This is a genomic window from Kitasatospora cheerisanensis KCTC 2395, from assembly GCF_000696185.1.
GTDB lineage: Bacteria > Actinomycetota > Actinomycetes > Streptomycetales > Streptomycetaceae > Kitasatospora > Kitasatospora cheerisanensis.
In genome coordinates this window covers 3,527,571-3,542,931 of sequence record NZ_KK853997.1, presented here as the reverse complement: position 1 = coordinate 3,542,931, position 15,361 = coordinate 3,527,571, and the positions used below count along the sequence as shown (strand labels likewise).

13 protein-coding genes and 1 pseudogene are annotated in these 15,361 nt (G+C 73.4%); 9 read left to right on the top strand and 5 right to left on the bottom strand.

All coding sequences use genetic code 11. From position 1 onward, the window contains the following. Positions 1-18: 18 nt before the first annotated feature. The 3 genes from KCH_RS16005 to KCH_RS15995 form a co-directional block, all read right to left on the bottom strand. Positions 19-222 (bottom strand): acyl-CoA carboxylase subunit epsilon, encoded by a 204-nt coding sequence (locus KCH_RS16005; protein WP_035863651.1) that lies wholly within the window; start codon positions 220-222, stop codon positions 19-21. A 59-nt stretch (positions 223-281) separates the two neighbouring features. Next, positions 282-1,874 carry an acyl-CoA carboxylase subunit beta gene (locus tag KCH_RS16000; protein ID WP_035872278.1) on the bottom strand — a complete coding sequence of 531 codons (1,593 nt, stop codon included), beginning with the start codon at positions 1,872-1,874 and terminating at the stop codon, positions 282-284. Between the two features lie 351 nt (positions 1,875-2,225). Next, complete coding sequence (locus KCH_RS15995; RefSeq protein ID WP_035863649.1) at positions 2,226-2,639, bottom strand: PLD nuclease N-terminal domain-containing protein; 414 nt, start codon at positions 2,637-2,639, stop codon at positions 2,226-2,228. Between the two features lie 73 nt (positions 2,640-2,712). On the opposite strand from KCH_RS15995, the gene KCH_RS15990 reads away from it, so the two are divergent. The 5 genes from KCH_RS15990 to KCH_RS42525 all read left to right on the top strand — a co-directional run bounded on the left by KCH_RS15990 (position 2,713) and on the right by KCH_RS42525 (position 10,043). Continuing rightward, on the top strand, positions 2,713-4,164 hold the full coding sequence (locus KCH_RS15990; RefSeq protein ID WP_035863647.1) for a menaquinone biosynthesis decarboxylase: 1,452 nt from the start codon (positions 2,713-2,715) through the stop codon (positions 4,162-4,164). Beyond that, positions 4,161-5,063, top strand: a complete 903-nt coding sequence (mqnP, locus tag KCH_RS15985; protein ID WP_035863645.1) for a menaquinone biosynthesis prenyltransferase MqnP — start codon at positions 4,161-4,163, stop codon at positions 5,061-5,063. The genes KCH_RS15990 and mqnP overlap by 4 nt, the downstream gene beginning before the upstream one ends. Positions 5,064-5,173: 110 nt before the next feature. Next, complete coding sequence (locus KCH_RS15980) at positions 5,174-6,877, top strand: RNA ligase family protein (protein ID WP_035863643.1); 1,704 nt, start codon at positions 5,174-5,176, stop codon at positions 6,875-6,877. Further along, on the top strand, positions 6,878-9,586 hold the full coding sequence (locus KCH_RS15975) for an RNA repair domain-containing protein (RefSeq protein ID WP_035863640.1): 2,709 nt from the start codon (positions 6,878-6,880) through the stop codon (positions 9,584-9,586). A gap of 79 nt (positions 9,587-9,665) precedes the next feature. Continuing rightward, on the top strand, positions 9,666-10,043 hold the full coding sequence (locus KCH_RS42525) for a VOC family protein (protein ID WP_035863639.1): 378 nt from the start codon (positions 9,666-9,668) through the stop codon (positions 10,041-10,043). 41 nt (positions 10,044-10,084) lie between these two features. On the opposite strand, the gene KCH_RS15965 is transcribed toward KCH_RS42525, so the two are convergent. Next, positions 10,085-10,783: an MOSC domain-containing protein gene (locus KCH_RS15965; RefSeq protein ID WP_244305337.1), complete on the bottom strand. Its 699-nt coding sequence runs from the start codon at positions 10,781-10,783 to the stop codon at positions 10,085-10,087. 90 nt (positions 10,784-10,873) lie between these two features. Further along, positions 10,874-11,614, bottom strand: coding sequence for a cyclase family protein (locus KCH_RS15960; RefSeq protein WP_035872276.1), 741 nt, complete (start codon positions 11,612-11,614; stop codon positions 10,874-10,876). A gap of 67 nt (positions 11,615-11,681) precedes the next feature. Here KCH_RS15960 and KCH_RS15955 point away from each other — a divergent pair. The 4 genes and pseudogenes from KCH_RS15955 to mqnE all read left to right on the top strand — a co-directional run bounded on the left by KCH_RS15955 (position 11,682) and on the right by mqnE (position 15,183). Beyond that, positions 11,682-12,358: pseudogene (locus KCH_RS15955) on the top strand (UbiX family flavin prenyltransferase). Positions 12,359-12,475: 117 nt separating this feature from the next. Continuing rightward, positions 12,476-12,937 (top strand): Lrp/AsnC family transcriptional regulator, encoded by a 462-nt coding sequence (locus KCH_RS15950; protein ID WP_030462120.1) that lies wholly within the window; start codon positions 12,476-12,478, stop codon positions 12,935-12,937. A 63-nt stretch (positions 12,938-13,000) separates the two neighbouring features. Next, positions 13,001-13,966, top strand: a complete 966-nt coding sequence (locus KCH_RS15945) for a threonine ammonia-lyase (RefSeq protein WP_035863637.1) — start codon at positions 13,001-13,003, stop codon at positions 13,964-13,966. A 53-nt stretch (positions 13,967-14,019) separates the two neighbouring features. Then, the gene (gene mqnE / locus KCH_RS15940) at positions 14,020-15,183 is read left to right on the top strand and encodes an aminofutalosine synthase MqnE (RefSeq protein ID WP_035863635.1); all 1,164 of its coding nucleotides are present in this window, start codon (positions 14,020-14,022) and stop codon (positions 15,181-15,183) included. Positions 15,184-15,361 lie beyond the last annotated feature (178 nt).

The following is a 15,361-nucleotide window of genomic DNA, read 5'->3' as shown; positions in this document are numbered from 1 at the left end:
TGTCGTTCGCGCGGAACCTCAGGCGGCCTGCTGCCAGCTGACCGGCGAGAAGTACGCCGGGCGGCGCTCCAGCCGGGACCAGGTGGCGATCGGCTCGACGGCCTGCTGCGCGGCGGCGACCGCCGCCGCCTGCGCGGCACGGGCGGTCAGCACCGCGGTCAGGGCGGCGAGCTCCTCGGTGGAGAGCGAGCCGCGGACGATGCGGACGAGAGGTTCGTTCATGATTCCGGTTTCTCCCCCGGGCTGGCAGCTGGACGGTGGCGGCGGGTGCGGCGCACCGCTTACATCGGCGGGTTGCCGTGCTTGCGGCTGGGCAGGTCGGCGTGCTTGGTGCGGAGCATGGCGAGGGAGGAGGCGAGGACGGCGCGGGTCTCGGCGGGGTCGATGACGTCGTCGACGAGGCCGCGTTCGGCCGCGTAGTACGGGTGCATCAGCTCGCTCTTGTACTCCTTGATCTTCTGCGCGCGCATCGCCTCGGGGTCGTCGGCGCCGTTGATGTCGCGGCGGAAGATCACGTTGGCGGCGCCCTCGGCGCCCATCACCGCGATCTCGTTGGTCGGCCACGCGAACGACAGGTCCGCGCCGATCGAGCGGGAGTCCATCACGATGTACGCGCCGCCGTAGGCCTTGCGCAGGATCAGCTGGATCCGCGGCACGGTGGCGTTGCAGTACGCGTACAGCAGCTTCGCGCCGTGCCGGATGATGCCGTCGTGCTCCTGGTCCACGCCCGGCAGGAACCCGGGCACGTCGAGCATGGTGACCAGCGGAATGTTGAACGCGTCGCACATCTGCACGAACCGCGCCGACTTCTCCGAGGCGTTGATGTCCAGCACGCCCGCCAGCGACTGCGGCTGGTTGGCGATGATGCCCACCACGTGCCCGTCCACCCGCGCCAGCGCGCAGATCACGTTGGTCGCCCAGCGCTCGTGGACCTCCAGGTACTCGCCGTGGTCGACGATCTCCTCGATCACCTTGCGCATGTCGTACGGCCGGTTGCCGTCCGCCGGGACCAGGTCCAGCAGCGAGTCGTTGCGGCGCTCCACCGGGTCGTCGCTCGCCACCACCGGCGGCATCTCGCGGTTGTTCTGCGGCAGCAGCGACAGCAGGTAGCGGACCTCCTCGATGCACGACTGCTCGTCGTCGTACACGAAGTGCGACACGCCCGACACCGAGGAGTGCACGTCCGCGCCGCCCAGACCGTTCTGGGTGATCTTCTCGCCCGTCACCGCCTGCACCACGTCCGGACCGGTGATGAACATCTGCGAGGTCTCACGGACCATGAACACGAAGTCCGTCAGCGCCGGCGAGTACGCCGCACCGCCCGCGCACGGGCCCAGCATCACCGAGATCTGCGGGATCACCCCCGACGCCCGCGTGTTGCGCTGGAAGATCCCGCCGTAGCCGGCCAGCGCCGTCACACCCTCCTGGATGCGGGCGCCCGCGCCGTCGTTCAGCGACACCAGCGGCGCACCCGCCGCAATGGCCATGTCCATGATCTTGTGGATCTTCTGCGCGTGCGCCTCACCCAGCGCACCGCCGAAGATCCGGAAGTCGTGCGCGTAGGTGAACACCGTCCGCCCGTGCACCGTCCCCCAGCCCACCACCACACCGTCGGTGTGCGGCTTCTTCGCCTCCAGGCCGAAACCCTGCGCACGGTGCCGCCGCAGCGGCTCCACCTCGTGGAACGAGCCCTCGTCCAGCAGCAGCTCGATCCGCTCGCGCGCCGTCAGCTTGCCCTTCGCGTGCTGCGCCTCGGTGGCCTTCTCGCTGGGGCCCCGGCGGACCTGCTCCCGCAGCTCGTGCAGTTCGGCGACCCGGCTACGGGCATCGGCCGGAGCCTCGCCGCCGACCGGCGCATCGTGCAGGACCGTCATCTCGAACCACTCCAAGGTCACGTGGGCCAGCGAACACCTCTTCTGCTACGACAGTACGAGTCGGGGCACCCGCGTTTCGGCGTCGATTCCGTACAAGGTCGGAAGCCGATCGCTGTAGAGCCCTCACAGAAGGGGGCGCACGGGGCTACTCCCGGGTCGCTCCGGGCAGGGGTCGGGGGATACCCCCCACCGGGATGGTCGGGACCGGTGAATTGGCAGGTCAGCGGCAAGATGGCGGGTATGCGAAGGCCGCCGGAACGGCGCCCTCCGAAAGGGGCGCGCGAAGGCCGGCGGCCGACGGGAACGGCGCTGGAGAACGCCAGGATCGTAGGGATGCGCCAAAAGGCGGGATCAGGCCCCGGAGCCGTCGCCGTCCTCGGGGCGCTCACGGCGCAGATCCTCCTCGCGGCGGCGCAGGTCCGCCTCCCACTTCTTGAGCATCTCCTCGTGCTGCTGGTTGCCGCGCTTCAACGAGGCCAGGAACTCCGGGTCGTCGTCCGGCGCGAGCTGCCGCGGCCGCTCGTACTCCGGGAACCCGGCCGTCGGACCGGACGGCCACGGCGCCCGGCGGCCCCGCGCACGGGCCCGGTCCTTCCCGGCCACCAGCCAGGCGATCGAACCGACCAGCGGGAACAGCAGCACGATGATCACCCACACCACCTTCGGCAGGTGGCGGATCTCGTCCTCCGGGGTGGTCAGGCAGTCGATGAACGCCCACACCCACAGGGCCAGCAGGGCCACGGTGGGAACGACTCGCAGAAGCACGGCGCAGAACTCCGAAATACGTTCGAGGGACCCTTGGCGGGGTCAGGTTAGCCCGTATCGGATACTGACAGGTATGGCATACGACGATCTCCGTTCCTTCCTCCGGGCCCTGGAACGGGAGGGCGACCTGAAGCGGATCAAGGTGGAGGTCGACCCCTATCTGGAGGTCGGCGAGATCGTCGACCGGGTGCAGAAGGCCAAGGGCCCCGCGCTGCTCTTCGAGAACGTCAAGGGCTCGGCGATGCCGCTGGCCATGAACGTCTTCGGCACCGAGCGCCGGCTCTCCAAGGCCCTCGGCCTGAAGTCCCCCGACGACATCGCCGAGAAGATCGGCGGCCTGCTCAAGCCCGAACTGCCGCACGGCTTCACCGGCTTCCGCGAGGCCTTCGGCAAGCTCGCCTCGATGGCGCACGTCCCGCCGAAGAACGTCAAGGACGCGCCGGTGCAGGAGGTCGTCCTCACCGGCGAGGACGTCGACCTGGAGCAGCTGCCCGCGCTGTTCACCTGGCCCGAGGACGGCGGCTCCTTCTTCAACCTCGGCCTCACCCACACCAAGGACCCGGACTCGGGCGTCCGCAACCTCGGCCTGTACCGGCTCCAGCGGCACGACAAGCGCACCATCGGCATGCACTGGCAGATCCACAAGGACAGCCGCAACCACGCCGCGGTCGCCGCCAAGCGCGGCGAGAAGCTCCCCGTCGCGATCGCCTTCGGCTGCCCGCCCGCCGTCACCTACGCCGCCACCGCCCCGCTGCCCGGCGACATCGACGAGTACCTGTTCGCCGGCTTCGTCGCGGGCGAGCGGGTCCGCATGGTCGACTGCAAGACCGTGCCGTTGCAGGTCCCGGCGGACGCCGAGGTCGTCCTCGAAGGCTGGCTGGAGCCCGGCGAGATGCTCCCCGAGGGCCCGTTCGGCGACCACACCGGCTTCTACACGCCGCAGGAGCCGTTCCCCGCGCTCACCATCGACTGCGTGACGATGCGCCGCCGCCCGATCCTGCAGTCCATCGTGGTCGGCCGCCCGCCCACCGAGGACGGGCCGCTCGGCAAGTTCACCGAGCGCTTCTTCCTGCCGCTGCTCAAGGTGATCATCCCGGACATCGTCGACTACGACCTGCCCGAGGCCGGCGGCTTCCACAACTGCGTGATCGTCTCGATCGACAAGAAGTACCCGAAGCACGCCCAGAAGGTCATGCACGCCATCTGGGGCGCCCACATGATGTCGCTGACCAAGCTGATCATCGTGGTGGACGCCGACTGCGACGTCCACGACTACCAGGAAGTCGCCTGGCGGGCCCTCGGCAACGTCGACTACAGCCGCGACCTGTCCGTCGTCGAAGGCCCCGTCGACCACCTCGACCACGCCTCCTACCAGCAGTTCTGGGGCGGCAAGGCCGGCATCGACGCCACCCGCAAGCTCCCGGAGGAGGGCTACACCCGCGACGGCGGCTGGCCCGAGATGGTCGCCTCCGACCCGGCGACCGCCGCCCGGGTCACCCGCCGCTGGAAGGAGTACGGGCTGTGACCGCCGCTGCCGCGTTCGAGGCGCCGCGGAGCAGGACCCGGGCGTTCCTGCGCCTGGTCATGATCGAGCACTCGATCTTCGCCCTGCCGTTCGCCTACATCGCCGCCCTCACCGCGATGTTCCTCGCCGACAAGTCCGTGCACTGGGGCCAGCTGCTGCTGGTCACCGTCTGCATGGTCGGCCTGCGCACCTTCGCGATGGCCGCCAACCGGATCATCGACCGCGAGATCGACGCCCGGAACCCGCGCACCGCGGGCCGCGAACTCGTCACCGGCGCCGTCTCGCTGCGCACCGCGTACATCGGCTCCGCCATCGCCCTGGTGGTCTTCCTCGGCTCCGCCGCGCTGCTCAACACCCTCTGCCTGGTGCTGGCCCCGGTCGCCGTGATCCCGATGGTGGTCTACCCGTACGGCAAGCGCTTCACCGACTTCCCGCAGGCCATCCTCGGCCTCGCCCAGGCGATCGGCCCGATCGGCGCCTGGCTCGCCGTCACCGGCACCTGGTCCTGGGACGCGGTCGTCCTCGGCCTCGCCGTCGGCATCTGGATCGGCGGCTTCGACCTGATCTACGCCTGCCAGGACGTCGCCGCCGACCGCGGCATGGGCGTCCGCTCCGTCCCCGCGCGCTTCGGCGTCCCCGCCGCGATCACCGGCGCCCGGGTCTGCCACGCCCTCACCACCGCCCTGCTCGTCTGGTACGCCGTCCTCACCGACGCGGGCGCCTTCTTCTGGTGCGGCCTCGCCGTCGTCGCCGGCGCCTTCGTCTACGAGCACACCATCGTCAAGCCGAACGACCTGTCCCGCCTCAACCGGGCCTTCTTCTCCACCAACGGCTTCGTGGGCATCTCCCTCTTCGCCTTCGCCCTGATCGACCTCATCGCCCGGGGTCTGACCGTGTGAGCAGGCGGAACCGGGGGCGCGGGGAACCGCGCCCCCGGTTCCGCGTGTGCCGGCACCCCTGCCCGCAAAACTGTTCGCTCCACCGGCCCGCCGCTCCCTAGGGTGGCCGCATGCGCGTCCACTACCCCCGGACGCCGCACCTCCCGTGGTCCCCGGGGGCGGCGGCGGACGACATCCGCAGCGGCGACCTCTCCGGCCTCGCCCACCGCGAGGTGGTGGTCACCGAGAAGCTCGACGGCGAGAACACCACGCTCTACCGGGACGGCCTGCACGCCCGCTCGCTGGACTCCGCGCACCACCCGTCCCGGACGTGGGTGAAGGCCCTGCAAGGCCGTCTCGGCCCCCGCATCCCGGAAGGCTGGCGGGTCTGCGGCGAGAACCTGTTCGCCCGCCACTCGCTCCCGTACACCGACCTCGACAGCTGGTTCTACGGCTTCTCGGTGTGGACCGCCGAGGACCGCTGCCTCGACTGGGACGCCACCGTCCGCTTCCTGCGCCGCCTCGGCGTCCCCACGCCCCGGGTGCTCTGGCGCGGCCGCTACGACGAACGCGCGATACGCGCCCTGCGGCTGGACCTCGACCGCCACGAGGGCTACGTCGTCCGCACCACCGAGGGCTTCGCCCGCGCCGAGTTCGGCAGCCGGGCGGCCAAGTGGGTCCGCCCCCGGCACGTGCAGACCGGCACGCACTGGATGCACGCGGCCGTGGTGGAGAACGGCCTCGGCCCCGACGCCCCGCTCTGGCACGTCCGTTCCGGCGGGGCCCCGGACGCCGCCGCGCTCGCCGAGACGCTGCGCATGCCCGAACTCGCCCCGCTGGACGAGATCTCCGCCCGCCTGGACGCGCTCGGCCGCACCGGAGACGCCCGCCTGAACGGCATCCTCGCGGCCGGCCTCGGCACCGCCCGCCGCGAGCACCTGCTGACCCGGCTCACCCCCGCCCTCGGCCTGCCGCAGGCCCGCCGGGTCGCCGACCTGGTCGGGCTCCACCCGCAGCTCGCCCGCCCGTACCCGGACGAGGACCGCCGGGCCGGTCTGGTCCGGCTGACCGCCGCCGCCGACCTCGGCGTGCTGCACGCCGTCGCCGCGACCCTCGCCGCCGACGACGCGGAGCGCGAGCAGGTCGCCTGGTCGGCGCTGCACGCGGAGGACGCCGAACTCCTGGCGCCCGACCCGCTGTCCGCGCTCCGCACCGGCCTCGGGGAGGCGCTGGACGGCCTCCCGCCGGACGTCCGGGACCGCTGCTGGGCGCAGGCCCGGGAGGCGTTCGCGGCGGGACGGATCGCCACCGCCGAGGAGGCGGTCGCGGCGACCTGGGCGTGGCGGGACGGCCGCTTCCCGCGGCTGACGCACCTGTGCGGCCCGGCGGGCAGCGGCAAGTCGACGTTCGCGGCGACGCTGCCCGGCACCCGGATCGCGCTGGACGACCTGCGCACCGCCCGCGGCTCCCGCGCCGACCAGCGCGACAACGCCGCGGTCCTGCGCGAGGGCCTCGCCGCGCTGGAGACGGCCCTCGCCGGGCCGGGCGCCGCCGTCTGGGACGCCACCTCGCTCAACCGCCACCAGCGCTCCCACGTGCAGGCGATCGCCCGCCGCCGGGACGCCCTGCTGACCCAGGTGGTCCTGGTGGTCGACGAGGCGGAACTGACCCGCCGCAACGCGGCCCGCGCGCACCCCGTCCCGGCGGAGGCGCTGACCGCCCAACTGCACCGCTGGAGCCCGCCGTACCCGGGCCAGGCGCACCGCACCTGGTACGTCGGCGCGGACGGCACGGTCGCGGACACGGCGGGCACCCTGGACGGCGAGGAGGACTGAATGCGTCCCATCGAGCAGATCTGCCGGCGCATCCGCTGGGACGACCGGTTCGACCCGGCCCGGTTCGTGCTGGGCGTGCGGCAGCGCGACGACCGGATCAAGTCCGTCCCGCTGGAGTCCTTCACCGCCGCCGGCGAGGTGCCCTGGCACCGGGTGCGCCGGGTGGAGGCCGACGGGCAGGTGGTGTGGGACCGCGACACCGGCACCGACCTGCTCGACACCACCACGGCCGGCCGCCGCACCGCACCCCGCGGCCTGCCCGCGCCGTTCTTCACCCCGAGCACCCCGCACGCCTGGACGGACCGCGGCTGGCGGCCCGCCGTCGCCGAACCGGCCCTGCCGCCGGAGGAGTTGCGGGTGGTCACCTGGAACACCCTGTGGGACAGGTACGACGCCGAACGGATCCACACCGCCCGCCGCCGCCCGCTGCTGCTCGCCGAACTCGAAGCCGCCGACGCCGACCTGATCGCCCTCCAGGAGGTCGAACCCGCCCTGGTGAAGCAGCTGCTGGCGCAGCCGTGGGTGCGGGACGGCTACACCCTGGGCGCCGACCCGTTCGCCCGCGAGATCGACGGCCACGGCCTGCTGCTGCTCAGCCGGCTGCCCGTGCTGGAGGCCGGCCGGCACGCCCTCGGCCCGCACAAGGCCGTCACCGCGATCGCCGTCCGCACCGCCGCCGGCCCGCTCACCGTCGCCGCCGTGCACCTCAGCAGCGACCACTCGGCCGACGGCGCGGGCCGCCGCCGCGCCGAACTCGCCGAGCTGGCAACTGGGTTCGCCGCCGTCGAGGGCGAGCTGCTGGTCCTCGGCGACTTCAACGACAGCACCTCCGCCCCCGCCGACGCCCTCGGCCTGCGCGACGCCTGGACCGAACTGCACGGCCCGGAGGACCGCACCCCGACCTTCGACCCGGTCGCCAACCCGCTGGCCGCCGTCTCCTCGCTGACCGGCCGGGCCGGCCGCCTGGACCGCGTCCTGCTGCGCCCCGGCCGGGCCCGCACCGCCACCGCCCGGCTGCTCGGCGACCGCCCGGACGCGGACGGCCTGCACCCGTCCGACCACTACGGCCTCGCCGTCGGCCTCGGCTTCGGCGCCGCCCCCGCCGTCGCGTTCCTGGACGCCCCGCCCACCGCCCGCACCGCCGTCGCCTGGCTGCCGCCCGAGGAGCTGTGGCCGCCGATCCAGCGGCTGCGCGCCGCGTACGACCCGCAGGCCGAGCGCTGGCCGCCGCACGTGAACCTGCTGTTCGGCTTCGTCGCCGAGCACGAGTGGGACGCCGCGCTGCCGCTGCTCGCCGAGGCCGCCGCCGAAGTCCCGCAGTTCACCGCCGAGTTGGCCGGCGTGCGGACCTTCGGGCAGCGGCTCGGCCACACCCTCTGGCTCGATCCGGCGGCCGGCTCCGCCGCCCCCTGGGCCGCCCTGGGGCACGCCCTGGAGCGCCGCTTCCCGCGCTGCCGGGCCCGCGCCGAGGGGTACCGCCCGCACCTGACGCTCGGCCGGGCCGAGGACCCGCGCCGGGCCGTCGCCGAGTGCACCGCGACGCTCGGACCGATGACCGCCCCGGTCGGCGAACTCGTCGTGCTGTCCCGGCGCGGCGACGGCCCGATGCTGCCGCGCGCCACGGTCGCGCTCGGCACCGGCGAACTCCGCACCCTCCCCGAGCCGGCCGCCCCGGCCCGCACCGAACCCCCGGTCGAGCTCGCCGAGTTGATGGGCCGGATCGCCGCGGCCCTGCCGGGCGAGGTGCACCTGGTGGGCTCCCGCCGACTGGGCTGCGCGCTGCCCGGCGCGGACCTCGACCTGGTCGCCGTCCTCCCCGGCGCCGTCGAACCCGCAGGCATGGCCGGGCAGTTGGCCGCCGCCCTGCCGGAGGCCCGGAACCTCCGCGAGGTGCGCGGCGCCCGCGTCCCCGGCCTGCGGCTGGACGTCCGCGGCCTGGCCGTCGACCTGGTGCTGGCCCCCGCCGACGGCCCGGCAGAGGACTTCGCGGTCGCGTACAGCGCCGTGACCGACGCCGAGGCGGTCCTCGCCGCCGTCGGCGACCGCCACCGGGCGTTCGCCGCACTGGCCCGCCGGGTCAAGGCCTGGACCGGCGCGCGCGGCCTGCACGGCGCACCGTTCGGCCAACTCCCCTCCCTGGCCTGGACGGTGCTCGCCGCCCGGACCGTCCGGGAGAACGCCGAGGACGACCCCGAGGAGCTGTTCCGCCACTTCACCGGCACCTGGGCCGCCTGGGACTGGCGGCAGCCCGTCACCCTGCTCGGCGGGCCGGCCGCCCCGCACCCCGACCCGGTCACCGTGCTGACCCCCACCGCCCCGGTCCGCAGCTGCACCGGCCAGGTCGGCGCCGGCACCCGCGACCTGATCGCCGAGGAGCTCTACCGCGCCTGGGAACTCGGCCCCGACCACCCCGAGCTGCTCGCCCCGCCCCCGCTGCACCGCCGCCACGCCGCCTGGCTGGTGCTGACCTGCACCCCCGAGCGGCTCGGCCCGGTCAGGGGCCGGCTGCGCGCCCTGCTCACCGCCCTCGAACCGGCGCCCGGCCTGCACGCCTGGCCCCGCCTGCTGCCGGGCCACCGGCTGGCCGTCGGCCTGGGCCCGCAGCCGCCCACGCGCGAGACCCTCGACCGGGTCACCGCCGACTGGCTGCGCGGCCTGCCCGGCGTCACCGCCGCCCACCTGGCGGGCGGCGAGCTCGACCCGCGCTGAGCCCGGACCGCCCGCCGCCCGCCACGCCGATGCGCCATGCTGGAACGAGGGGCCCGACGCGACCAGGACGGGGAGCACGATGATCGGCACACTGCAGTGCGTGGTGCTGGACTGCCACTACCCGGCGGGCCTGGCCCACTTCTACGCGGCCCTGCTCGGCGGCGACGTCGACCGGCCCGACCCGCGCTGGTCGCTGGACGACGAGTGGTCCACCGTCCACCTGCCCAACGGCCAGGTGCTGGGCTTCCAGCGCGTCGAGGACTTCCGCCCGCCGATCTGGCCCGACCCGGGCCACCCGCAGCAGCTCCACCTGGACATCGAGGTCGACGACGTCGCCGCCGTCGAACAGCGGGTGGTGGAACTCGGCGCCGAGGTCAAGGACCGGCAGGCCGGCTGGACGGTCTTCGTCGACCCGGCCGGGCACCCGTTCTGCCTGATCCCGCGCCGCTCCGGCTGACCGCGCCCGGCAGGATCCGGAAGGGCGGCCCTAGGCCAGCGTCAGCACGTCCCCGACCCGCAGCCGCCCCGGCCGGGGACGGAGGCCAGCGCACCCAGCTCGCAGTCCCGCTCGTGCGCGATGGTCTTCAGGATCTCCGGCGAGTGCGGCAGCCCGGGCTGCGCCGCCCCGACCATCGCGCAGCGCACGCTGGCCCGGACGAACGCCAGCCGCAGGCCGCCCTTCACCCGGCCCTCCCGGCCGTACCAGGAGTCCTCGGTGAACGGCGGCGTCCCGGGCGGGGTGCGCAGCAGCACGTTCGGCCGGAACCGGCGCTCGTCGACCACCGCGGACGGCACCGCCTCGGCCACCCAGTCCAGGGTGGCGGTGGTCAGCACGCTCACCGGCAGCTCGTCGAAGTGCGACACCGCGTCCTCGCGGGCCAGCCCGACGTCCTCCTGCTCCAGGTAGGCGCGCAGGAAGGAGTCCGGGTCCGGCACCGGCATCCCCAGCGGGTCGAACAGTTCGGGGCCGTCGATCCGGCTGCCCAGCCGGGAGCCGAGGCGCAGCAGGCCGTCCATCCGCCGGAACCGCCGGGTGTTCTTGCCGGACCCGAACTTCCCGGCCCCGTCGCGCACCGCGTACAGCCGGTCGCCGACCAGGCCGCGCTCCTCCACCTCGACGGAATCGAGCAACTCGCCGCCCGTGGACTTCACGGGGTAGCGCCAGAGGCGCTCGACCACACCGACGATCTGAGACATGGCGGGAGCCTATCGGTGCCCCGTCGCGGTGGTCTAGACCAAGTCGCGGGCGGGGGGCGGTCGTTGGCCACGGCGGCGCCTGGCGGACCGTCAGCCGATCCGCGCCACCGCCCGCACCGGCGCCCCGTCCGCCGCCGTCAGCCGCAGCGGGAACAGCGACACCTCCACCGGAACCCCCGCCGCCTGCGCCTCCAGCAGCAGCGACAGGTCCGTCAGGTTCTCGGCGATCACCCCGCCGCCCTCCGGCCCCAGCAGCACCCGGTGCGCCGCCAGCGTCGGCAGCTCCGGCGCCGGGTCGTGCTCGTCGGCCAACTCGGCCAGCAGGCTCGCCACTTCGGGGTTCGACGGCCCCGGGTCCGGCGTCGGGTCCACCGACAGCGCGTCCACCCCGACGGTCCGCACGCCCGCCGCGACGATCGCGGCCGCCGCCTCCTCGGTCAGGTACGGGTGCGCGAAGTACCGGTCCGTCCCCCAGTACTTGGGCCACCCGGTCGCCAGCAGCAGCACCGTGCCCGGCCCGGAGGCCGCCAGCGCCGGCGCCAGGTGATCCGCCGTCACCTCCCCGCGGGCCGGCAGCCCGCGCAGGTCCACCACCACGGCGGGCCCCGTGAACAGCTCCAGCGGCAGCCCGTCCAGCGTCGGCCACCGCACGTCCAGGTGGTACGGGGCGTCCACGTGCGTCCCGGTCTGCGACCCGAGGTGCACGGCCAGCACGTTCACCCCCTCCACCTCGGCCGTCAACGCCGCCCGCAACTCCACCCCGGGGTCCCCCGGGTACACCGGCATCCCGGACACCACGGGATGCGTCAGATCCACCAACACGGCTGCCATGGCGACCATTCTCCCGGCGGCCACGTCGTCGCGTCCGCCCGCCTCGCGCACCCGCGACAATGTCCCCATGAGCAACACCCGTCGCCCCTGGGTCGTCGGCGTCTCCGGCGCCAGCGGCACCCCCTACGCCGCGTCCGTGATCCGGGCGCTGCTCGACGCTGGCGAGTCCGTCGACCTGATCGTGAGCCGGGCCGCCCGGCTGACCATCCTGGACGAGACCGGCATCTCGTTCCGGGACGCCCACTGGAAGGCCGATCTGGCGCAGTGGCTGGGCCGGGACGAGAAGCAGCTCGACGACGTCCGCCACTGGCCCGCGGGGACTTCGCGGCGGGGCCGTCCTCCGGCTCGTACCCGGCGAAGGGCATGCTGGTCGTCCCGGCCACCACCGGCGCCGCGGCCGGCATCGCGCTCGGCCTGTCCAAGGACCTGCTCCAGCGCACCGCCTCGGTCACCCTCAAGGAGCGCCGCCCGCTGGTGCTGTGCCTGCGCGAGACCCCGCTGACCGGCTCGACCCTCCAGCACCTGGTGGCCCTGGACGCGCAGGGCGCGGTGGTGCTGCCGGCGTCGCCGGGCTTCTACGCCGGGGGGTCCACCGCCCAGGAGCTGGTGGACTTCGTGGCCGGCCGGGTGCTGGACGCGGTGGGCGTCCGGCACGCGCTGTACCGGCGTTGGTCGGGCCGCCTGGGGGAGGCCGCGAGCACTCCCGGGGGAACCCCGGAAACCGGGCCGCGCCGGGGCGAGTGAGCGGCCTCGCTACGGGAGAGTATGTTCTCTGGGATACCCCGGTCGATCGGCGCTCGGCGCCTTGGAATCCAGAAAACGATCTTGATTCTGGAGAGGTTCGGAAGGACGCGGCAGGTAATGGACTCTGTGGACAGACAGCTCATCCAGGCACTTCGTGAGAACGGCCGTGCCTCGTACGCCGAGCTGGGCCGTCTGGTGGGCCTCTCCGGGCCGAGTGTGACGGACCGGATCAACCGCCTCGAACAGGCGGGCGTGATCACCGGGTACCGGGCGACGGTCAACCCGGCCACCCTCGGCTACGGCGTGACGGCGCTGATCGGTCTTCAACTGACCGACGCCGCCGACCACGACGACGTCTCGCACCGGCTGAAGGACCTCCCGGAGGTCGAGGACTGCTGGTTCATCGCGGGCGACGACTCCTACATGCTGAAGGTCCGGGTGCCGGACGTCGAGGGCCTGGAGTCGGTGGTCAAGCGGCTCTCCGGCACCAAGGGCGTGGCCCGCACCCGCACCACGGTGGTGCTCTCCACGAAGTGGGAGAACCGGGTCAGCGAATTGCCGCTGCACCTCGCGGAGTAGCGGACTAGGGTCGTCACCTCACGAACCGTCAACGCTCCGTCAACTCCCGAGGATGGCCCCGGAATGACCCTGGTCGACCTGGAAGACCTGCGCGCCGCCCAACGCCGGATCGCCGGTACGGCGGTCCGCACCCCGCTGCTGCCCTGCCCGTGGGCGGAGCGGCCGGACGGGCGCCGGCTCTGGCTGAAGCCGGAGAGCCTCCAGCCGACCGGGGCGTTCAAGATCCGCGGGGCGATGAACCGGCTCGCGGCGCTCACCGCGGAGGAGCGGTCCCGGGGCGTGGTGGCGCAGTCCAGCGGCAACCACGCCCAGGCGGTGGCGTACGCGGCGCAGCGGCTCGGCATCAAGGCCGTGATCGTGATGCCGGACACCTCGCCCGCCGTGAAGATCGAGAACACCCGCTCGTTCGGCGCCGAGGTGCTGATCGTCCCGGCCGAGCAGCGCGACACCGTCCCGGCCGAACTGGCCGCTCAGCACGGCTACGTGTGGGTGCCGCCGTACGACGACCCGTACATCGTGGCCGGCCAGGGCACGGTCGGCCTGGAGATCGCCGAGGACGCCCCGGACGAGCTGGACACCGTGCTGGTGCCGGTCTCCGGCGGCGGCCTGATCTCCGGGACGGCCGCCGCGCTGAAGCTGGCCTGCCCGGGCGTGCGGGTGATCGGCGTGGAGCCGGAGCTCGCCGCCGACGCCCAGGAGAGCCTGCGCAAGGGCGTCCGCACCGCCTGGACGGTCGCCCAGACCTACCGCACCGTCGCGGACGGCCTGCGCACCCCGTCGGTGGGCGTCCTCCCGTTCGAGCACCTCACCGCGTACGTGGACGACATCGTCACCGTCTCCGAGCAGGAGATCCGGGACACCGTCGCGATACTGGCCCGCCGCGGCCGGCTGGTCGCCGAGCCGTCCGGCGCGGTCGCCCCCGCGGCGTACTTCCACCGGGCCGAGGAACTCGGCGGCCGGGTGTTCGCGGCCGTGGTCAGCGGCGGCAACCTGGACCCCGCCCTGCTGGCCGAACTGCTGGCGGCCTAGGCGTAGTCTCGACTTCGGCAACGAATCGAAGTCCCGAGGAGGCGGAGCGCCGCATGGACGCAGGGCTCAAGCGCGAGCTGGAGGCGAAGGTCTACGCCGGTGAGCGGCTGACCCGCGAGGACGGGATCGCGCTCTACGAGAGCGACGACCTGGCCTGGCTGGGCGGCCTGGCCCACCACGTGCGGACGCAGAAGAACGGTGACGTCGTCCACTTCAACGTCAACCGCCACCTCAACATGACCAACGTGTGCAGCGCGTCCTGCGCGTACTGCTCGTTCCAGCGCAAGCCGGGCGAGAAGGACGCGTACACGATGCGCATCGAGGAGGCCGTCCGGCTCGCCAAGGCGATGGAGTCGGAGTCCCTCACCGAGCTGCACATCGTCAACGGCCTGCACCCGACGCTGCCGTGGCGCTACTACCCGCGCTCGCTGAAGGAGCTGAAGGCCGCGCTGCCGAACGTCTCGCTGAAGGCGTTCACCGCGACCGAGATCCATTGGTTCGAGCGGATCAGCGGCCTGACGGCCAGTGAGATCCTGGACGAGCTGATCGACGCCGGCCTGGAGTCGCTGACCGGCGGCGGCGCGGAGATCTTCGACTGGGAGGTCCGCCAGCACATCGTCGACCACGACACCCACTGGGAGGACTGGTCGCGGATCCACCGCCTGGCGCACGAGAAGGGCCTCAAGACCCCGGCCACCATGCTGTACGGCCACATCGAGGAGCCCCGCCACCGGGTCGACCACGTGCTGCGGCTGCGCGAACTGCAGGACGAGACCGGCGGCTTCCAGGTCTTCATCCCGCTGCGCTACCAGCACGACTTCCACGACTCGAAGGACGGCAAGGTCCGCAACCGCCTGATGGACCGCACCGAGATGGCCACCGGCGCCGAGGCGCTGAAGACCTTCGCGGTGTCCCGCCTGCTGTTCGACAACGTCCCGCACGTCAAGGTCTTCTGGGTGATGCACGGCGTCACCACCGCGCAGCTGGCCCTCAGCCACGGCGCGGACGACATGGACGGCTCGGTGGTCGAGTACAAGATCACCCACGACGCGGACAACTTCGGCACCCCGAACAAGCTGGGCCGCGACGACCTGCTCCAGCTGATCCGGGACGCCGGCTTCCGCCCGGTGGAGCGCAACACCCGCTACGAGGTCATCCGCGAGTACGACGGCCCGGACCTGATGCGCCGGGAGACCCCGCAGGCGATGCGCCTCTGACGCCCGCTCGGCCACGCGCCCGGTGGCCGGTTTCCGGCCACCGGGCGCGGCCGTTCCGGAGGGGGCGTGCGTGACGAATGCGCACTACCGGGGGTGCTTCCCCGCACCGGAGAAGCGCTTCCGGGCGCGTATGCTCACAGGCTCATCACACGGCCCGGGTTCCACCGCGTCCCCCGGG